Origin of the sequence: Neptuniibacter marinus (genome assembly GCF_001597725.1) — a bacterium.
GTDB lineage: Bacteria > Pseudomonadota > Gammaproteobacteria > Pseudomonadales > Balneatricaceae > Neptuniibacter > Neptuniibacter marinus.
Map to the genome: position 1 here is coordinate 77,207 of NZ_LUTR01000004.1, position 17,921 is coordinate 95,127.

21 protein-coding genes and 1 pseudogene are annotated in these 17,921 nt (G+C 41.7%); 17 read left to right on the top strand and 5 right to left on the bottom strand.

The window, feature by feature from the left end; translation table 11 throughout:
* Positions 1 to 274 precede the first annotated feature (274 nt).
* The gene (locus tag A3774_RS05425; RefSeq protein WP_067864328.1) at positions 275 to 1,069 is read right to left on the bottom strand and encodes a response regulator; all 795 of its coding nucleotides are present in this window, start codon (positions 1,067 to 1,069) and stop codon (positions 275 to 277) included.
* Between the two features lie 157 nt (positions 1,070 to 1,226).
* Here A3774_RS05425 and A3774_RS05430 point away from each other — a divergent pair, with 157 nt between their 5' ends.
* Positions 1,227 to 2,081 carry a TraB/GumN family protein gene (locus tag A3774_RS05430; RefSeq protein ID WP_067864331.1) on the top strand — a complete coding sequence of 285 codons (855 nt, stop codon included), beginning with the start codon at positions 1,227 to 1,229 and terminating at the stop codon, positions 2,079 to 2,081.
* Positions 2,082 to 2,090: 9 nt separating this feature from the next.
* Complete coding sequence (locus tag A3774_RS05435; RefSeq protein ID WP_067864334.1) at positions 2,091 to 2,624, top strand: hypothetical protein; 534 nt, start codon at positions 2,091 to 2,093, stop codon at positions 2,622 to 2,624.
* Between the two features lie 133 nt (positions 2,625 to 2,757).
* Here the strand turns inward: A3774_RS05435 and A3774_RS05440 are convergent, their stop codons facing one another.
* The 3 genes from A3774_RS05440 to A3774_RS05450 all read right to left on the bottom strand — a co-directional run bounded on the left by A3774_RS05440 (position 2,758) and on the right by A3774_RS05450 (position 5,022).
* Positions 2,758 to 3,396, bottom strand: a complete 639-nt coding sequence (locus A3774_RS05440; RefSeq protein WP_197468012.1) for a helix-turn-helix domain-containing protein — start codon at positions 3,394 to 3,396, stop codon at positions 2,758 to 2,760.
* Positions 3,397 to 3,783: 387 nt separating this feature from the next.
* Positions 3,784 to 4,422, bottom strand: a complete 639-nt coding sequence (folE, locus tag A3774_RS05445; RefSeq protein ID WP_067864337.1) for a GTP cyclohydrolase I FolE — start codon at positions 4,420 to 4,422, stop codon at positions 3,784 to 3,786.
* A 111-nt stretch (positions 4,423 to 4,533) separates the two neighbouring features.
* Positions 4,534 to 5,022 carry a hypothetical protein gene (locus A3774_RS05450; RefSeq protein WP_067864340.1) on the bottom strand — a complete coding sequence of 163 codons (489 nt, stop codon included), beginning with the start codon at positions 5,020 to 5,022 and terminating at the stop codon, positions 4,534 to 4,536.
* Positions 5,023 to 5,348: 326 nt separating this feature from the next.
* Here A3774_RS05450 and A3774_RS17240 point away from each other — a divergent pair.
* The 14 genes and pseudogenes from A3774_RS17240 to A3774_RS05515 all read left to right on the top strand — a co-directional run.
* Positions 5,349 to 5,921, top strand: a pseudogene (locus A3774_RS17240) (methyl-accepting chemotaxis protein); the annotation flags it as partial.
* A 54-nt stretch (positions 5,922 to 5,975) separates the two neighbouring features.
* On the top strand, positions 5,976 to 6,359 hold the full coding sequence (locus A3774_RS17245) for a CZB domain-containing protein (RefSeq protein ID WP_231867948.1): 384 nt from the start codon (positions 5,976 to 5,978) through the stop codon (positions 6,357 to 6,359).
* A 120-nt stretch (positions 6,360 to 6,479) separates the two neighbouring features.
* The gene (locus tag A3774_RS05460) at positions 6,480 to 7,061 is read left to right on the top strand and encodes an LOG family protein (RefSeq protein WP_067864347.1); all 582 of its coding nucleotides are present in this window, start codon (positions 6,480 to 6,482) and stop codon (positions 7,059 to 7,061) included.
* A 138-nt stretch (positions 7,062 to 7,199) separates the two neighbouring features.
* On the top strand, positions 7,200 to 8,564 hold the full coding sequence (locus tag A3774_RS05465; protein ID WP_067864351.1) for a sigma-54 interaction domain-containing protein: 1,365 nt from the start codon (positions 7,200 to 7,202) through the stop codon (positions 8,562 to 8,564).
* Between the two features lie 183 nt (positions 8,565 to 8,747).
* Complete coding sequence (soxC, locus tag A3774_RS05470; RefSeq protein ID WP_067864353.1) at positions 8,748 to 10,082, top strand: sulfite dehydrogenase; 1,335 nt, start codon at positions 8,748 to 8,750, stop codon at positions 10,080 to 10,082.
* On the top strand, positions 10,066 to 11,115 hold the full coding sequence (locus tag A3774_RS05475) for a c-type cytochrome (RefSeq protein ID WP_067864355.1): 1,050 nt from the start codon (positions 10,066 to 10,068) through the stop codon (positions 11,113 to 11,115). Before soxC ends, A3774_RS05475 begins: the two co-directional genes overlap by 17 nt.
* Positions 11,116 to 11,222: 107 nt before the next feature.
* Entirely contained in the window at positions 11,223 to 11,585 is a 363-nt protein-coding gene (gene soxX, locus A3774_RS05480; RefSeq protein WP_067864358.1) for a sulfur oxidation c-type cytochrome SoxX, read from the top strand.
* A 35-nt stretch (positions 11,586 to 11,620) separates the two neighbouring features.
* Positions 11,621 to 12,079, top strand: a complete 459-nt coding sequence (soxY, locus tag A3774_RS05485; protein WP_067864361.1) for a thiosulfate oxidation carrier protein SoxY — start codon at positions 11,621 to 11,623, stop codon at positions 12,077 to 12,079.
* Positions 12,080 to 12,109: 30 nt separating this feature from the next.
* Positions 12,110 to 12,427: a thiosulfate oxidation carrier complex protein SoxZ gene (gene soxZ / locus A3774_RS05490; RefSeq protein WP_067864364.1), complete on the top strand. Its 318-nt coding sequence runs from the start codon at positions 12,110 to 12,112 to the stop codon at positions 12,425 to 12,427.
* A 41-nt stretch (positions 12,428 to 12,468) separates the two neighbouring features.
* Entirely contained in the window at positions 12,469 to 13,335 is an 867-nt protein-coding gene (gene soxA, locus A3774_RS05495) for a sulfur oxidation c-type cytochrome SoxA (protein WP_067864368.1), read from the top strand.
* A 15-nt stretch (positions 13,336 to 13,350) separates the two neighbouring features.
* The gene (locus A3774_RS05500) at positions 13,351 to 13,773 is read left to right on the top strand and encodes a hypothetical protein (RefSeq protein WP_067864371.1); all 423 of its coding nucleotides are present in this window, start codon (positions 13,351 to 13,353) and stop codon (positions 13,771 to 13,773) included.
* Between the two features lie 122 nt (positions 13,774 to 13,895).
* A complete protein-coding gene (gene soxB, locus A3774_RS05505; protein WP_067864374.1) occupies positions 13,896 to 15,674 on the top strand; it encodes a thiosulfohydrolase SoxB in 1,779 nt (592 codons plus the stop codon).
* Positions 15,675 to 15,829: 155 nt separating this feature from the next.
* Positions 15,830 to 16,558: a hypothetical protein gene (locus A3774_RS05510; protein WP_156473661.1), complete on the top strand. Its 729-nt coding sequence runs from the start codon at positions 15,830 to 15,832 to the stop codon at positions 16,556 to 16,558.
* Positions 16,559 to 16,570: 12 nt separating this feature from the next.
* Positions 16,571 to 17,113 (top strand): elongation factor P hydroxylase, encoded by a 543-nt coding sequence (locus A3774_RS05515; RefSeq protein WP_067864380.1) that lies wholly within the window; start codon positions 16,571 to 16,573, stop codon positions 17,111 to 17,113.
* Between the two features lie 21 nt (positions 17,114 to 17,134).
* On the opposite strand, the gene A3774_RS05520 is transcribed toward A3774_RS05515, so the two are convergent.
* Complete coding sequence (locus A3774_RS05520) at positions 17,135 to 17,653, bottom strand: LysR substrate-binding domain-containing protein (protein WP_082792359.1); 519 nt, start codon at positions 17,651 to 17,653, stop codon at positions 17,135 to 17,137.
* Positions 17,654 to 17,704: 51 nt separating this feature from the next.
* Here A3774_RS05520 and A3774_RS05525 point away from each other — a divergent pair, with 51 nt between their 5' ends.
* Positions 17,705 to 17,911: an SDR family oxidoreductase gene (locus tag A3774_RS05525; protein ID WP_067864384.1), complete on the top strand. Its 207-nt coding sequence runs from the start codon at positions 17,705 to 17,707 to the stop codon at positions 17,909 to 17,911.
* Positions 17,912 to 17,921 lie beyond the last annotated feature (10 nt).

A 17,921-nucleotide genomic window follows, 5' to 3' on the forward strand; every position in this document is an offset into this window, starting at 1 on the left:
GCATCAACAGTAGTCGATAACAATATAAGCTGCTCTGGTGGGAAAGCGCGCATTATACACTGTATGCAGTTTAGAGCAAGTTTGGCAGGTTTTTTTATCGATTTTATACCGTTATTTTTTGGGGTTTGGCTTATAAAATATAGCTGTTTACTAATTAAACAGTTGTGACGTAAAGTTGGGTTTTTGAGTATGTATAAGCTATTTACCACGACCTGCTATGAGTATTTATCATGTGCTGATGATCAGTTATTAGGCATTACAGACTATAAAATTTCTACTCTTCTAATATACGTGCTAATAGTTTTTTAATCATAGCGGGTTCAAAAGGTTTGTCGGCCATTGCATTTACACCCGATTTTGCAACGTTACTTAAATGGGTATGGGTCGACTCACTCGTCACCATAAGTATAGGGAGATGAGAGTATTCAGAGCTATTTCGTACATGTTCGGTCAGTTCAAGTCCATTGATAACCGGCATGTTGTAATCAGTTACAATAAGATCGAAACCTTGAGGTAAGAGTGTAATCGCTTCTGACCCATCTATTGCCTGGGTTATTTGTGAGATACCTAAGTTGTTTAATACATTAATGATTATTTTTCGTGCCATTTTACTATCATCTACAACCAGTACGCGTAGTGCGGCAGGGTCATAATATTCTAGTTCTAACTCATCATTTGATAGTAAATCTAATGTTGAGTTAATCGCCGTTGTGAGGTGATTATGGGTAAAGGGCTTGGGTAAGATTGCTATAACCCCCGATTGTTTAAACTGATCTAGTTCGCAATGACGAGTTTCGCTTGAAACTAACATAAATGGTAGCTCACTTGTGTCTGTGTGTTGGCGAATATGGCTTAAGAGATCCATCGCTGAACCATCAGGAAGGTGAAGGGTGCTGATGACCAAATCTGGTTTGACTATTCCTATACGCGCAATGGCATCTTTGATGGTTTGAACTTCATCTATGGACTCAATTAATGCCTTGTTTAGTTCCTTCTTAATAATTTTTCTTTGGGTTGTTGAAGGCTCAACAAGCAGTATGTTTAGATCTGAAGATGTTAGTTCTGTCATGGATATACCACTTTTATTTATTTTAATTGTTAATATATTTCTATGTTTCGAGCCTGTAAATCTTTAATGTTTGGTTCTTGTGTTAGATGATAGTCTATTAATTTAATTAAGTCTTTTTCTCCCCTTAATACCTATTTCGCCCTTACATAGGACTATTATGAAAATCTCTATCTACATGCTTATGCTTCTATTTAGTTGTTATTCATTTGCTGAAACATCGTTGTGGCGTGTAGCTAAAAATGGTCATCAATTATTTTTAGGGGGAACGGTACATCTGTTGGCTGAGGAAGATCTGCCTTTTCCTGTTGAATTTGATCAGGCCTACAGTGAAGCAGATACGGTCATTTTTGAAACAGATATAGCAGCATTGTCTGACCCTCAAATCCAGATGCAGCTTATGTCTCAGCTTTCATACCAAGATGGGCGATTATTAAATCAAATAATTTCACCAGAGCTTTACGAAGCGCTTAATACTTATTTAAAACAGCGTGAATTGATGCCTAATCTGTTTATCTCTATGAAGCCTGCGGGTGTTATGTTGACCATGCTCGCTGTTGAGTTTAAACGTTTAGGAATTTCACAGGCGGGGGCAGATTCATTCTACTTTCAGCAGGCGATCGCTGATGGTAAAACGGTTGGTGAGCTGGAAGCTATAGATGCGCATATTCGTTCCATTGTAAATATGGGTCAAGGGAATGAAGAGTCGTTTTTGCGTCAGACTTTGGCTGATATGAAAGAGACAGAAGTGATGATGAAAGGAATTGTTCAGCATTGGAAAAGTGGTGATGTGCAAAGGCTTGAAGCTGATGTTATCGACGATATGAGATTAAACTACCCCCGTATGTATCAGTCCTTATTAGTTGAAAGGAACAAACAGTGGTTACCTCAGATCAAACAAATGTTAGAGAATGATGAGGTTGAATTTGTTTTAGTCGGAGTAGGTCATCTTATTGGTTCTGATGGCTTATTGAAATCTCTTGCTGATCAGGGCTACAGCATAGAACAGCAGTAGGAAATCGCTATGTTAGGAACACGTATTATTTTAATGGGGATGGATAAGCATCCCAATATGTCTACACAATCCACCAATGCAGAGATGTTGTGTGCTGCAAATTATACCATTCCACTTTTTTGGTTATTACTGTTTTCTGAGACGGAGTTAGAGAGCTTTTCGGTAGCGGATGATAGTGTTGTAGCTGGTGAGGAAAGTGCCAAATATCCCATCTTGATTGCGGATAGTTCCGCTGTTGTTGCGCGTCTAAACGAGCGGTATAACCACTTAATTCCTTTTCTTAATGTGAATGATGCGGATCTTTTACAGCGTTGGTTAAGCTTTATAACTAAACAGAATCATCCCGTTTTTGCGATTGATACCTATGAACTATGGTGTAGTAAAGATGATCCTAGCTCACTCTATGATGAAATTGCAGCTTTATTGAAAGAGTTGGATACCCTTACAACTGACACCGATACTAAACAACAGTTACAAATGCTAGTAAGCAGTGGGCAGTGGTCGTTGGGGAATGGGATTGCTTTGGCAGGGTTTGGTTGGTAATTTTTTTCTTAAAACCTATGGCTGTTAATTATGGCGGTTACTAGAGAGAGATCATTTTTAAAGATATGCCAGCGGTTGGAACTAAACCCTAAAACAATTAAATTAGTCTCTATTATTCAAAAAAAACAGGTGCTTACGCGGTTACCCAGATAACCTCTGCATCTTCATCACTGGTTGAAATTAACGCGTGCCCCATCTCACAGTCGTAATAGGCGGAATCACCAGTGAATAGCTCTAGTGGTTCGTAGAGCTCAGTATAAAGTAATAAAGAACCACTCAGGACAAATAGAAATTCTTCGCCGTCATGTCTGACCCAATCATTAAATTCGTCAAATGTTCTCGCTCTTACCGTTGTGCGGTATGGGATCATTTTTTTTGTGCTTAATTGTGTTGACAGTAATTCGTGCTCATAGGTTGGAGTAGGGTGGGGCTGGCCTTCGCCGCCTCGTGTTATATCTCTGCGTCCACCGGTTCCTGCTCCCCGCTTGGGTTGTGAAAACAGCTGAGGAATATCTATGCCTAACCCTTTTACGAGTTTATTAACTGCGGTAAACGTGGGTGATATTTGCTCATTTTCAATCTTTGATAAAGTAGATCTTGCTAAGCCGGTGAGCTTGCTTGCCTCTTCTAGCGTTAGGTTCTGACTTAAGCGAATCTCTTTAACACGCTTTCCTAACATAAGAGGTTCAAGTGTTGCCTCTGTTTGAGCATTAGCACGTTGCAGGCCTAGTTTTTCTTTCTCTTCTTTTAGGAAAAATGGCTCATCAGACATTCATGCAACTCCAATTTACTTTCTATTTTCTTGCTAAGTGTATCAGATAGTTTAGCGCTAGTAGTTTATTGATAGAAGCTAAGTGCCATTACCATGGTGTAGCTTTTACTTGTTTGAATCCAGTAACTGTTTTTGGATTAACGCTACTCTCTAGCCCTATTTTACGGTGAGAAATTTCCGTGCATCGAAGATGCTTTATGGACTAGTTATGATTTATCGTTCTTCAAAATGGGGCAACCTCTTCAATTTCAAAATAAGCTTGTTGTATACGCAGTAGCGTAGGGTTCTGATAAGTCCTATCTCTGCATATAGTGCCCCACGCCGATAACTTATTCTGAATGCTTGTAGCAACAACTATCTCATGGCTATAAGCCCAGTATTAAATACTTAAGTTAAGAATTCCGCCCGTGTGCGAGGATTTGATTTGAATATACCTCCTAATGCGGTTGTTTCTGTTTCAGAGTTTACATCCATTACGCCGCGCGATTTTACACAGTAGTGAGTTGCATTAATTGATACAGCCACATTATCTGTATCAAGTAATGTTTGTAGCGCGATTAATATCTGTTTAGTTAAGCGTTCTTGCACTTGAGGACGCTGGCTAAAAAAGCGTACAAGGCGATTAATTTTAGATAAACCTATAATTTTGTCTTTGGGTATATAAGCGACTTTTGCCGTGCCATCAATGGTCACGAAATGGTGTTCGCATGAGCTTAATACGCTGATATTGCGAACCTTGACCATCTCTTCGAGGTCCATCTTATTTTCAATCATCGTGATCTTTGGGAAATTTTCGTAATCTAAACCAGAAAAGATCTCATACACATACATTTTGGCAATGCGGTGCGGTGTTTCGAGTAAGCTATCGTCTTCTAAGTTCATACCCAGTGTGCTGACGACGTCTGACATTAACCCCTTGATTTTCTCATAGCGTTGTTCTTGGTTCATACCATTATCAATGGTGGGTGTTTCTAACCCCTTTGCTATGAGCTGGTCTCGAACTGCAGAAGCTTCTGCTGAAATCATAGTGTTACCTTCAGTTGGTTAATACAGTAAATGCCCTACGCTATAACCAGATAATCAGATCACCGGATTTGAATATAACGTCTTTATTACCACTAGTGACATTAGGTTTAATTAAAATAGATCAGGGAAAGGGAAATCGTCACACATCATAAGAGGATGTTTAGTGACGTTGATCGCGTGATCTAAATCTGAGCCTTCTCGCATTGCGTTTATGATAAGCGTTAGTACAAAAGTGATTGAGTAATATTCCACATGAGATGTTAAAAATGGCAGGCTAATATCATCATGGGCTTGCTTGCTCAAGCGAGCGGCTAATTGAGCTGCTTCACTGTCGTCGAAACCTTCGTCAATGTTATGAATAAGTTCATAGATCTCATTAGGAAGGCTTTCATATAGATAGTTATCAATTTTTAGAATTATTTTTAGTAAAACGGCCTGTTCTTTTGGCTCGCTCAAAAAAGGCAGGCTTACTTTTTCATTTAAGCGTTCGGCAATTTTAATTGATTCTGATTTATTTAACAGTTGGCGTTGAGAACGCTTGGCGAAATAGGCCTTTACTAACGCGCTATATTGATCATCTTTAAGCGATATTTTAGCCATTATAAATCCTTTAAATTACCCTGAGTCATAAAACATAACAATTTTAAGTCAGTTTTATGTCTGGGGATAGGGTAGATAAAGATTGTATGACAAATAGATTGCCTATTTAGTACGATCAGTGTCAGATCAACAAATGCTTACAATTGTAAATAAATCGATGAAACAAGTATTTAATCAATATATGATGCTAGAAAAATAAATATACCATGCAAGATAACTTGTTGTAGTCAGAGGGATTATTGATGTTTTTCTCAGGAAAATTGAACCTTCAATTAAAAGATTTGCAGAATGAAGTTGAGCAGCTGCGTAAAGAAAATCAAGATTTGATGTCTGAAAACCAGACGTTAACTCGTCGTTGTTATGAGCAAGAGAATACTCATAGTAATCAAGATGATGGTAAACAAGCTATCTGCGCTGCTTGGGTTGAAGGGAATGGATTAATTACCCATGTTCGGGGCACAATTTCTGAATCAGGTGATCGTTTAGAAAATGAAAAGGCTAATCTGAATGGTTCTTTTCATATTTTTGATGAAACACGCACCGCTGTTGAAACAATTTTAGAGCGTGTTCACGTTATCCAGCAACGAGCCCAAGATGGTAATTCCAATGTTCAAGGACTGCGTGTTGTTTCACAAGAGATTGAAACATTTGTTGGTGTGATTCGTGATATTTCGGATCAAACTAACCTGCTTGCCTTAAATGCTGCAATTGAGGCTGCACGTGCTGGTGAATCAGGCCGAGGGTTTGCGGTTGTTGCTGATGAGGTTCGAAACCTTGCACGTAAGGCTAGTGAAGCCAGTAACGAGATCGCTAATTTAGTTGCTCAGATTAGTTCGCAAACAACAACCGCCTCTGAAGATATTGGACAAGTAGATATGCTTAGTAGTGAAGTTGTTGCTTCGGCAGAGCAAATCAAAGGTGGCGTTCGTGATGTAGTTCAGCTATCTGAGCGTATGTGCATTGTTATTGATCATAGCGCTGCGGATTCTTTTATTGAAAGCGTCAAATTGGATCATGTTATTTGGAAGAACGATGTTTACAGAGGCATTGTTACAGGGAAATTAAATGATTTTTCGGCCTTAGCTGATCACACATCTTGTCGCTTAGGTAATTGGTATTACAATGGTATTGGCCGAGATAAATATAGCCAACTGCCTAGTTTTAATAGTCTTGATGCACCACATGAGCGTGTACATTCGTCGGGCCTTGCTGCGGTAGAAGCTGCGCGTTCCGGTGACATGAAATCGGCAGCATCGCATTTGGCCTTGATGGAAAGCGCAAGTTTAGAAGTTGCTACAGTACTTGATCGTTTGAATACGGAATTTAAAAACAGCTAATGCCCGTATTACCCGTTGAATAACGAGGGTTATGTGAAATTAAAGGCTAGGCGACTCGTAATGATCGCCTCGTGATTTATAGTAATTATTGCTCTCTTTTGTATGGGACTAATTGACTGAATGTCCACTTCGCTTAATAGCTTAGCCGTATTTTGTGGATCAAAGTCTGGTTCTGATCCCATTTATATTGATCAAGCAAAAAAGCTTGGTGTCTATTTGGCTGAAAATGATATTCATTTAGTATACGGCGGTGCTCGTTCAGGATTAATGGGGGCCATCGCTTCAAGTTGCTTATCCCAAGGTGGTAAGGTGACGGGGGTAATGCCGGTCTCTTTAGAAAAGAAAGAGTCTATACAGCCAGGTTTGACCGAGCTTATTGAAGTGGATTCGCTTCAAATACGCAAAAGTAAAATGCTCTCTCTGAGTGATGGGTTTATTGCCTTACCGGGGGGGAGTGGAACTTTAGATGAAGTATTTGAAGTGATAACGCTATCCCAAATGGGGGTGCATAAAAAGCCTTCAGCCTTTTTAGATATTAATGGCTTTTATACGCCATTAATTAACTTTCTTGTCAAAGCAGCAGATCAAGGTTTTATCCACCCTGACTATTTAGATATGCTGATAGTATCTTCTGATATTCAGAATTTGATCCAACAGATGCAAACCTTTACTCACCCTCATACTCGGTTTAATCCATCTTAATCGGATGAGTGTCGGTAAAGTATTTAGTAAAGAAAAATTGATTGGTCAATTGTATTTATTTATATCTCCTTCCACACTAATAACTGACGTTTTTGTCAGGCCGTTAAACCTGATCATTCAACTTGGCTACTTATCCATATGAATAACTCCACACTGTCAGAGACAGAATTAGCTGCATTATTGGATGCATTTTCAGAGCCCGCTGCTGTTTTGTCGGGTGATTATATGATCATTGCTGCGAATCAAGCCTACCGAGACCACTATGCGCAATTTGGTCAAGTTGCAGGCCTACATTGTTACCAAGTTTCACATGGTTATCAGCGGCCTTGTGATCAGGAAGGGGAGTCTTGTCCTTTACAGCGCTGTAAACAAACGGGGTTACGCCAAAGAGATTTACATTTACATAATACAAATCATGGTCAGGAGCATGTAGATGTAGAACTATTACCAATCCCTGTAGGGGAAAAGGACCCCCATTATTTTCTTGAGGTTATGCATTTGGTCAAAGTAGCCAATGCAAAACCAGAAGGTGAAGGGTTGGTGGGTAGTTCCAAGGCTTTTAACGAAATGGTCTCTCTTATTCAACGGGCAGCCCCGAGCATGATTACTGTTTTGCTGTTAGGAGAATCAGGAACAGGCAAAGAGCTCGTAGCTAAAGCGCTGCATTCTGCGAGTAAGCGTTCGCAAAAGCCTTTTGTGACGGTTGAGTGCTCCGGGTTAAGTGAGAATCTTTTTGAAAGTGAAATGTTCGGTCATGAGAAAGGAGCATTTACAGGTGCGGTTAATAAAAAAGAGGGACTTGTAAGTGCTGCACGAGGAGGTACCTTATTTCTTGATGAAGTCGGTGATATACCCCTCTCTTTACAAGTTAAATTATTACGTTTGATCGAAACGGGTACTTATCGTGCTGTTGGTGGTGTGGAGCTAAAACATGCAGATTTTAGGTTAGTCTGTGCAACTCATCAGAATTTAGCCGACAAGGTGGAGGCGGGGCTTTTCCGTCAAGATCTATATTATCGAATCAGTTCATTTCCCATTTCTCTTCCACCATTGAGAGAGCGCGTTGACGATATTCCTCTGCTGGTTGAAATTCTACTAAAACGACTTGTCGAAAATGAAGATATAGGTTCAGAGGCCAAAGAGCTAACTATTAGTAACGAAGCGATGGATCTTTTACAAGCGTATAGCTACCCAGGAAATATACGAGAGCTAAGAAATATTCTCGAACGGGCTATGCTTTTATCTGATTATCAAGTGATTAGCCCCGAACACCTACCGAAGCATATAAAGCCTCTTCTCCCAAATAGCGCCTTATTAGATCAGACAATAATAAAACCTCTTCCAGAGAATAGTGAGAATGGACACAAGTTGGTCCCTTTAGCTGACCTTGAAGCTATTTATTTAACTCAGATTAAGAAAAGTACCTCTTTAAAAAATAATGAGTTAGCTAGCCAGTTAGGTATTAGCGAGAGAACGCTCTATAGAAAGCTGCGGGGACTTTAAGCATATTCTATGGCTATGGGTTAAAGAGCATAGATGAATTTTTACACGGTTTTTTATATAAGCAATCTATATATTAGTTTTATACGATGGTCGCATTCTTGTATATTCGGCAATGACATATAGTTATACCCAAAGATAATATAAAAATAATAAGTGCTTTGAGTACGCCGCTTGGAGGCATCAATGTCGAAGATCATCAAAGGGCCAAGTACGCGCGAATTAATGGAACAGATGGTTCAAGAATCAGAACATCTATCTATTAGTGATCGTCGAGACTTTCTACGAAAAGGGGTAGCCGCAGCGGCAGGAATAGCTGCAACAACATTTGCAGGGCGTTCCACTGCTGCAGAAATCAATAAAACAAACCTTCCTCCTAATGAACCTACTTGGGGAAAGCAGTTAGGTCACGGTGTCGTAGAACAGCCTTATGGTTCACCTTCCCAGTTTGAAAAACATGTTGTACGCCGTACAGTCCCTTGGTTAACAGCCGATTCTATCGCATCTATCTCAATGACCCCTCTACAAGACTTAAAAGGCATTATTACGCCTAATGGACTTGTTTTTGAACGTTATCATGGGGGTGTGCCTCAGGTTAATCCTGATGAACATCGTCTAATTATTCATGGTTTAGTTGAGCGGCCACTTATTTTTACCATGGAAGACCTTATGCGCTTTCCATCGGTTTCTGAAATTAAATTTATCGAATGCCCAGCGAACGGCGGCATGGAGTGGAAAGGGGCTCAAATGGAAGCCTTGCAGTTCACTCATGGGATGTTGAGTTGTTGCGAATGGACAGGCGTACCTTTGCGAGTATTGCTTGAAGAGGCCGGTGTTAAACCTGAAGGGAAGTGGATTTTAGCGGAAGGTGCCGATGGTGCACATATGAGCCGTTCAATACCATTAGAAAAAGCCTTGGATGATACGCTTGTTGTCTATGCACAAAATGGTGAAATGCTTCGTCCTGAACAGGGTTACCCTTTACGGTTGTTAAATCCGGGCTGGGAGGGGAATACCTCAATTAAATGGCTTCGCCGTTTAGAGGTGGGTGATAAGCCATGGTACCACCGCGAAGAAACCTCTAAATATACAGATCTAATGCCGGATGGTCGCGCACGCAAGTTTACCTTTGTTCAAGAAGCAAATTCCGTTATTACAACGCCTTGCCCAGAAAACCCATTAGTTAAACCTGGTTTTGTCGAGATAGAGGGGTTAGCTTGGTCGGGTAGAGGGAAGGTAAAACACGTAGATATCTCTTTTGATGGCGGTGTCAGTTGGGTGCCAGCAAATTTGAAAGGGCTTGTGTTGGATAAATCATTAACTCGCTTTAGTTTGGTGACTAAGTGGAACGGTCAGCCTTGGCTTCTTCAGTCTCGCTCTGTTGATGAAACAGGCTATGTCCAACCGACATTAGCGCAGTTACGTGAAGTTCGTGGTGGTAATTCGATCTACCACAAAAACTCTATTCACACATGGAAGGTTGCACCAACAGGGGAGATTACAAATGTTCAAATCACTTGATATGACAAAGCCCCTGATAGTTCTAGGTTTAGGTTTAGGTTTAGGTTTAAGTTTGACGGTAACCGCTATGTTTACTCATGCCGCTCAATTTGGCATTGGTGAAACAGCAACGGCTGAGCAGATAGAGGGTTGGGATATTGACATCCGTCCTGACGGGAAAGGTTTGCCGGAAGGGAGTGGCACAGTCGAAGCGGGTGAGGTCTTATACGAGGAGCGTTGTGCTACTTGTCATGGTTTGTTTGGTGAAGGTGAGGGGCGCTGGCCCGTTCTTGCTGGAGGGCAGGGAACCCTTAAAGATGAACGTCCCACGAAAACGGTTGGTTCTTATTGGCCATATGCGTCTACACTATACGACTATATTCGACGTGCAATGCCATTTACTGCACCACGCTCCCTATCGGATCAGCAAGTTTATGATGTTACGGCTTATGTGCTTTATCTGAATGAGATCGTTGAAGAGGATTTTGTATTAACAAAAGACTCTTTAGCGAGCATTGAGATGCCTAACCAAGATAACTTTTTTATAGATCCGCGTCCTGATGTGCAAAATAAGCGTTGTATGGAGAACTGTGCAGATCCTAAAAAGCTTATGATTACAGGGACTCTTAAGGGAATAACGCCTGTTGGCCACTTTGTTCAAGGTGCTGACGCACCCGCTGCATCCCATGACGCACAGATGGAGAAAGAGCAAGAGGAAGAGAAGCAACGTAAAGCTAGTATTACAGGCGAAGCGATTGCGGAGAAGCATGCTGTAGAAGCGGCCTCATTATCCGAATTAGCGTTGGCAGGGAAAACAACTTACGAAGGGGCTTGTAAGGTTTGTCATGGATCGGGTTTAACAGGTTCCCCCAAATTTGGTGATTCAGACGCTTGGTCTGCTCGTATTAAAAAAGGGATGCCAGTGCTGCTTGACCATGCCGTTAATGGCTTTTCGGGTGATACTGGTGTGATGCCACCTAAAGGTGGGAGAGTCGATCTTAGTGATCAGCAGGTTGAACAAGCCGTTGCTTACATGGTTGAATCTAGCCAGTAAGCCTCATTAATATATAAAACCTAGTAATTAACTAGATTTTATCGCCCACATGGGCATTTTATAACAATAAAAATACTGTCGTTAGACAGAACTCCGGAGGAGAAATAATGCGTAAGCTGAGCACCTCTCTCTGTGCGGCTGGTTTATTGGCTATGGTTACAGCAGGTTCTGCTATAGCTGATAACCATGATGATCAGATTGCATTGGGGAAAGCCGTTTATTTGGATAAGTCTCGGGGTAATTGCATCTCCTGTCATACCATCGCTGATCCAGATGCGAATTTGGCAGGGAATCAAGGACCACCGACCCTTTCGATGAAAACTCGTTTTCCAGATAAACGTAAATTACGTGCCCAAATTTGGGATGCAAGTAAAAATAATCCTCTGACAATTATGCCTCCAGTAGGGAAGCATTGGATTTTGTCAGAAGAAGAAATTGATGCTGTCGTAGAGTATATCTACCAGTTCTGATCTCCCAAAATGGGTGAAGAAAGAGGAAATTTAGAATGAGCATAAATCGTCGTTCAGTCATAAAAGCGATTGCTGCAAGTGGAGCTTTGGTGGGTGCTAGTGTATTGGTACCACGTATTGCAATGGCAGCATGGACACAGAGTGCGTTTAAAGCAGAAGATCAAGAGACCGCCATGCAAGAGTTGCTTGGTGGCACAGCAGAAGAAAGTGCAGAGGTGACATTAAAAGCACCTGACATCGCAGAAAATGGTGCCGTTGTCCCAGTCACTGTTCGCTCTAGTTTAGCGAATGTTGAGTCAATGAGTGTTTTTGTTGAGCACAACCCAACTCCCCTTGTTGTTGAATTCATTATTCCAGCAGGCACCGATGCTGATGTATCTACACGTTTACGTATGGGCAAAACCTCTAAGGTAACCGCCGTTGTTAAAGCTGAAGGTAAGCTTTATAGCGCATCAAAAGAAGTAAAAGTTACTATCGGCGGTTGTGGCGGTTAATCCAGTTAAGCTAATACAGAGGTATGAATCATGGCTAAGGGCATTTTAAGAGTTAAAGCGAAGGTTTCTGGTGGAAAAACTAAAGTTAAATTGATGGCTAAGCACATCATGGAAAGTGGCCAGCGCAAAGATAAAAAAACGGGCGAGTTAATTCCCGCAAGATTTTTGCAGGAGCTTAAGATAATGCATGCAGGCAAAGAGGTTTTTGTAGCGAACCTTGGAACCGCAGTATCTAAAAACCCTTATTTCGCGTTTAACTTTGCAGGCGGGGCGTCGGGTGATGAACTGACCATGACCTGGATTGAAAACACAGGTGAGACGGCTACAGAAACTGCCAAAGTAAAATAATTAGCAACTACCTGTTACTGGGTGGCGCTTTGGGGTGAATAATGAAAATAATAAGAAAATTAGCGTTGGGCTTTGCTGTTGCGGCAGCAACACACATAACCTACGCAGCAGATACTGGATTTGATATGCAAACTGTCGATCCAGAGGCGGACAGAATAGCACTGCAAAACTATTACAAATCTCGCTTCCCTGATACGGAATTAGCAGATTATGTAAATGGTATCTATTCAGTTGATGCGGATTCAAGGGAACAGTGGGTAGAACTTGAAGAGTTCCCTCCTTATGAATTTGATGTGGAAAAAGGAGAAGAGCTTTTCAACATAGCCTTTGCAAACGGGAAAGGTTATGCGGATTGCTTTGAAAACGGAGGCATAGGTATTCGCCATAAATACCCGTACTGGAATAAAGAAGAAGGTACGGTTAAAACACTTGAGCAAGAGATCAATGAGTGCCGAGTGAAGAATGGTGAGGAAGCGCTTAAATGGTCTAAAGGCCCGATTGCTCAAATATCAGCTTATATGGCATGGACTTCACGAGATAAGGTTTTTGATATACAGATTCCTGAGGATGACCCTAGAGCCAAAGCTGCCTATTTAGAGGGTAAGAAGTTCTTTTATTCTAAGCGTGGTCAGTTGAACCTATCTTGTGCCAATTGTCATCTTCAAGGCTCGAATATTCGTATTCGTGCAGACCTACCGGGTCCTCAATTAGGGCATGTGACACATTTTCCTGTTTTCCGCTCTAAATGGGGAGAGTTAGGTACGTTGCACCGCCGTTACAGTGGTTGTCATAGAGATTCTCGTTCAGATCCATTAAAACCTCAGGCTGAGGAGTTCCGTAACTTGGAGTATTTCCAGAGTTATATGTCCAATGGTCTTGTGGCTAATGGCCCTGGTGCACGTAAGTAATAGGAGGGTAGCAACATGAATAAAGGTTTAATTATTGCTGCTGTTCTGGCGCTTGCGCCAACATTTGCCGCAGCTGAAAGTTTTCAAAATGCGTTTGAGATGAACCGTGCAATGTATGGTAAAGGTCATGTTTTTACCTGGCAGGGAAAGCAGTATACGACTCAGCATGAAGAGGAGGCCGAGGCTGCTGTTAAGGCGACTAAGGCGAATGCTGAGGCATTATTGGATAAGGCTAAGGCAAAAAATGCTGAAGTGGCTGAACTAGGTTATGAGTGGAAGCTGACTCGAGGCCTTCTAAAAGAAGCTCAAACGGCGATTGATGAGGGTGATTATCAAAAAGCTCTTAATTTAGCGGCACAAGCTAAATATCACGCACGGATGGGTATTCAACAGTATCATTATGCGCAGGCAAATTGGCATCTTGCCGTTCCTCAATAGGAAAGCGCTAATATCGTCCAGAGAGCAAACATAATCGGTTTACTCTCTCATAATGTACTTTTAAAAATACCTGCTGAGGTTGTACGCAGCAGGTTTTTTTTCCTCAAAAGAGGTGATTATTTATGTCGATGACACGCCGTGAATTTGCTCGTTTGTTAGGTATGGCGGGCGCTGCGGGGGTTCTTCCTGCAACAGGTTTTGCCGCAAAGAAACAGCCTTCAGATCTATATGAAATCCCTAAAAGTGGTAATGTTCGTCTTCTACACATGACCGATTGTCATGCCCAGTTACTCCCTGTGTATTTTCGTGAGCCAAATGTTAATTTGGGAATTGGTAAAGCCTATGGCCAAGCACCTCACCTTGTGGGTGATAAGCTACTTAATCATTTTGGAATTAGTTCCGGGTCACTTGAAGCGCATGCATTTACCTATTTGAATTTTGGTGATGCTGCTAGCCGTTACGGAAAAGTCGGCGGATTTTCCCATCTTAAAACCTTAGTGGATCGCTTACGCCAAGATTATGGATCAGAAAGCACGCTTCTATTAGATGGTGGTGATACGTGGCAAGGTTCAGGCACCGCATTTAAAACGCGCGGCATGGATATGGTTAAAGCTACGAATGAGCTTGGTGTTGATGTTATGACCGGTCATTGGGAGTTTACTTACCATCAAGAGGAGATTCTTAATAATATAAAAGTCTTCAATGGTGAATTTCTCGCTAACAATGTTTTTGTAACAGAAGACGCGCTTTTTGATGGGGCTGATGAGTATATCTTCGATGAAGATAGCGGCCATGTCTTTAAGCCTTATTCGATTAAAGAGATAGGTGGAGCGCGTATAGCGGTTATAGGCCAAGCTTTCCCTCGCACTAAGATAGCTAACCCTGCGCGTTTTATCCCTGATTGGACTTTCGATATTTATGATAATGAGATGCAGGCTTTAGTTGATAAAGTACGTGCAGAAGAGAAGGTCGACGCCGTTATTGTGCTTTCCCATAATGGTATGGACGTTGATTTGGCGATGGCCAACCGTGTTTCCGGTATTGATGTTATTTTGGGAGGGCACACCCATGACGGTATGCCGCAACCTACTACCGTTAAAAATGCTACCGGCCAAACCTTGGTATGTAATGTAGGTTCAAATGGTAAATTTCTAGGTGTTATGGATTTGGATATTCGTGACAGCAAAGTGCAAAGTTACAACTACCGGTTGATGCCTATCTTCTCTGAAATTTTACCTGCTGATCCCGCAATGGCTAAATTAATCGATGATATTAGAGCCCCTCATATGGGCTGGCTAACAGAAGAGCTGGCGCTTGCTGATGAAGTGATGTTCCGTCGAGGTAATTTCAACGGTACCTTTGATCAGCTAATCTGTAATGCGTTAATGGATGTAAATAATGCTCAGATATCATTATCCCCTGGCTTCCGTTGGGGAACCTCAGTCCTTGAGGGACAAATGATCACTATGGAGCATGTTTTAGATCAAACCTGTCTGACCTACCCTGAAACTTATGTGAGACCGATGAAAGGTTCAGAACTTAAGTTAATTCTGGAAGATGTGGCAGATAATATCTTTAACCCAGAGCCATATTTGCAGTCAGGTGGGGATATGGTTCGTGTTGGTGGTTTTGATTATATCTGTGACCCTATGCAACCTATAGGTAAACGTATTAGTGAAATGACGCTCGATAATGGTGAGCGTATTGATGCGAATAAAACCTATACAGTATCAGGCTGGGCGACGGTAGGTTCCCAATCTGAGGGGCCAATTATTTGGGATGTAGTGGCTGATCACTTACGTGATAAAGAGGTCGCACGTATTGATAAATTGAATACACCTATTTTGAAAAATGTGGGTAATAATCCAGGGATAGCGGATTACGCTAAAATGGAGTCATAACATTTAGGCGATCAAACAGAGTGGAAGTCCCTTTTTAGCGATTAAGAAGGGGCTTTTTTATTGGCAGTAACATATGGAAAAATAGCAGAATCCCTCCTTTTTTGTTTAAATAGCCGCCAAGCGAAATAATCCAGATCTGCTTCAAGGGAGAAATTGTGAAACCAATAAAAAGCATGCTTAGAACATCTGTATTATCTCTAGTCCTAATCGGGTTGACTGCTTGTAATGCGGCAGGCGTAAAAACCGACACATCGACTGAGGCCGCTGCCGAAAATAGCCAATCAACAAAGGTTAATGCGTCGTCTAAAACTAAAAGCGAACCCGCATCAGACCTGCCTGAAGCTAATGCCAGTGAAAAACTAGATGTTGTCGGTAATCGTTTGACTGCTGTGCAGGATCATTTACTACAGATGAAATCTCAGGCTGCCCAATTACAACAACAGAACCAAGCGCTTTCTTTGCAGATCCAAAGCTTGAAAACAGACCTGCAAGGTGCATTCGCTCAATCCGATTCTCCTGATTCTGCGCAGGCAGCACCCACACCTGATGCTTTTAATGGCGTATTAGATCAGATAACGATGATGGCTAACGAATTAAGTAGTCAAGTACAAGATGGTTCCTATCGTATAGTCTCTGCTTATACGGCAAAGGATCAGTGGATTTTAATACGCTATCATCGTTTTACGGGAGAGGCTTGGTTAGCCGACCAAGGGGCGTGGAACCTTCTTGAGGAAAGTGGTGCGACAGGCACAGCGGAATATGAAGTGGTTTTACTGCGTGCAGATGGTGATGGCAAAGGTTATGTTGCTGCTAGGATTGATCGTATTACCGGTGAAACTTGGTGGTTAAGAGAGAATATGTGGCAACCCTATGTTAATTACTAAGGTTAGTGATTAGTGCAAGAAACGTTTACAAACAAACCTAATGTAGATGAGCTGATTAATCTGTTTAATCAGCTTTTTTTCGATCGCTATAATACGGTGTTAATTAAAGGTGAGGAGGAGCCTATCTACCTTCCTGCGGATAATACTTCACCGCATAACCGAATCGTTTTTGCTCATGGCTTTTTCGCCAGTGCGCTACACGAGATTTCCCATTGGTGTGTGGCTGGTGCTAAACGTCGAGAGCTGGTGGATTTTGGTTATTGGTATAAGCCAGATGGCCGTACAGCTGAAGAACAAAGAGAATTTGAAAAGGTTGAGGTTCGCCCTCAGGCCTATGAATGGATTCTTTCAGTTGCTGCAGGTCATCGCTTTCACTTTAGTGCCGATAACTTATCATCGGAGATAGGCGCAAGTGATCACTTCCAAGAAAATGTACTCAAAATGGTTCATGGGTTACTGGATCATGACTTGCCTGAGCGAGTGGGTATGCTGGTTGAGGCTTTGCGGATCCACAATAATCGTGAACCTTTATCAAAAAACGAATTTAAGCTTTAACCCCACCGCCTTATTAATTGATCAACTTAATACACTTTTATCGAGCACACCTTTATCAATGAGCAACAGTAAGACGTTTGTGCATTCTAGTTTTACATGGTCGCGCAGTAATCTTACTGCTGGTGTAATTGATTGCCGAGTGGGGCAGACTAACCAGAGTTCGCTGGAGCGAGGTTTGAAGTTGGGCATGACATTGACGACCCTATCATTAAGTAAGTCGTTTGACATATCAAGACAATATTTAACAGCAAGCCCTTTCCCCGCGACACACCAGCGTCGTACCAGATCACCGTCATTTGAGGCACGATTGCCACTCATTTTTATTTTGTAATTATTCTGATCATCCCTGAAGCTCCAAACATTATGAATCACATCATGTAGTTGGTAAAACAATCCATGGTGAGATACGAGATCATGGGGATGTTGAGGTGTGCCATTATGTTCTAAATACTCCTCTGTCACACAGAGTAAGCCGGGAACATTACAGATCTTAAATCCATAAAGGTTACTGTCTTCTGGTGAACCATAACGGAATGCCATATCTACTGAGTCGCAGATAGTGTAGACACTTATATTGCTGACCTTTCTCAGATGTCACAAGTGATAGCTTTAGCTGAAGCCGTGAAGACGACTCATGGGAAGATCGATGTGTTGATTAACAATGCAGGGATTTTCCGAGCAGAAAATAATACAATCCTTGAGGGGCTAGATATTCGTTTTGCTGTTAATACAATAGTGCCCTATTTGTTGACGCATAGCTTACTGCCGTTACTCGGTGAAAAAGGGGCGTTTTATTAACTTCCATCAG

What these genes read in the sequence shown, in the direction of transcription:
- soxB (WP_067864374.1), top strand. Translation starts at nt 13,896, where the DNA reads ATGTCGATGACACGCCGTGAATTTGCTCGTTTGTTAGGTATGGCGGGC.
- A3774_RS17245 (WP_231867948.1), top strand. Translation starts at nt 5,976, where the DNA reads ATGTGCATTGTTATTGATCATAGCGCTGCGGATTCTTTTATTGAAAGC.
- A3774_RS05525 (WP_067864384.1), top strand. Translation starts at nt 17,705, where the DNA reads ATGTCACAAGTGATAGCTTTAGCTGAAGCCGTGAAGACGACTCATGGG.
- soxY (WP_067864361.1), top strand. Translation starts at nt 11,621, where the DNA reads ATGAGCATAAATCGTCGTTCAGTCATAAAAGCGATTGCTGCAAGTGGA.
- A3774_RS05475 (WP_067864355.1), top strand. Translation starts at nt 10,066, where the DNA reads ATGTTCAAATCACTTGATATGACAAAGCCCCTGATAGTTCTAGGTTTA.
- soxX (WP_067864358.1), top strand. Translation starts at nt 11,223, where the DNA reads ATGCGTAAGCTGAGCACCTCTCTCTGTGCGGCTGGTTTATTGGCTATG.
- A3774_RS05440 (WP_197468012.1), bottom strand. Translation starts at nt 3,396, where the DNA reads ATGTCTGATGAGCCATTTTTCCTAAAAGAAGAGAAAGAAAAACTAGGC.
- A3774_RS05460 (WP_067864347.1), top strand. Translation starts at nt 6,480, where the DNA reads ATGTCCACTTCGCTTAATAGCTTAGCCGTATTTTGTGGATCAAAGTCT.
- A3774_RS05520 (WP_082792359.1), bottom strand. Translation starts at nt 17,653, where the DNA reads ATGGCATTCCGTTATGGTTCACCAGAAGACAGTAACCTTTATGGATTT.
- A3774_RS05430 (WP_067864331.1), top strand. Translation starts at nt 1,227, where the DNA reads ATGAAAATCTCTATCTACATGCTTATGCTTCTATTTAGTTGTTATTCA.
- A3774_RS05435 (WP_067864334.1), top strand. Translation starts at nt 2,091, where the DNA reads ATGTTAGGAACACGTATTATTTTAATGGGGATGGATAAGCATCCCAAT.
- folE (WP_067864337.1), bottom strand. Translation starts at nt 4,422, where the DNA reads ATGATTTCAGCAGAAGCTTCTGCAGTTCGAGACCAGCTCATAGCAAAG.
- A3774_RS05425 (WP_067864328.1), bottom strand. Translation starts at nt 1,069, where the DNA reads ATGACAGAACTAACATCTTCAGATCTAAACATACTGCTTGTTGAGCCT.
- soxC (WP_067864353.1), top strand. Translation starts at nt 8,748, where the DNA reads ATGTCGAAGATCATCAAAGGGCCAAGTACGCGCGAATTAATGGAACAG.
- A3774_RS05450 (WP_067864340.1), bottom strand. Translation starts at nt 5,022, where the DNA reads ATGGCTAAAATATCGCTTAAAGATGATCAATATAGCGCGTTAGTAAAG.
- A3774_RS05500 (WP_067864371.1), top strand. Translation starts at nt 13,351, where the DNA reads ATGAATAAAGGTTTAATTATTGCTGCTGTTCTGGCGCTTGCGCCAACA.
- soxZ (WP_067864364.1), top strand. Translation starts at nt 12,110, where the DNA reads ATGGCTAAGGGCATTTTAAGAGTTAAAGCGAAGGTTTCTGGTGGAAAA.
- soxA (WP_067864368.1), top strand. Translation starts at nt 12,469, where the DNA reads ATGAAAATAATAAGAAAATTAGCGTTGGGCTTTGCTGTTGCGGCAGCA.
- A3774_RS05465 (WP_067864351.1), top strand. Translation starts at nt 7,200, where the DNA reads ATGAATAACTCCACACTGTCAGAGACAGAATTAGCTGCATTATTGGAT.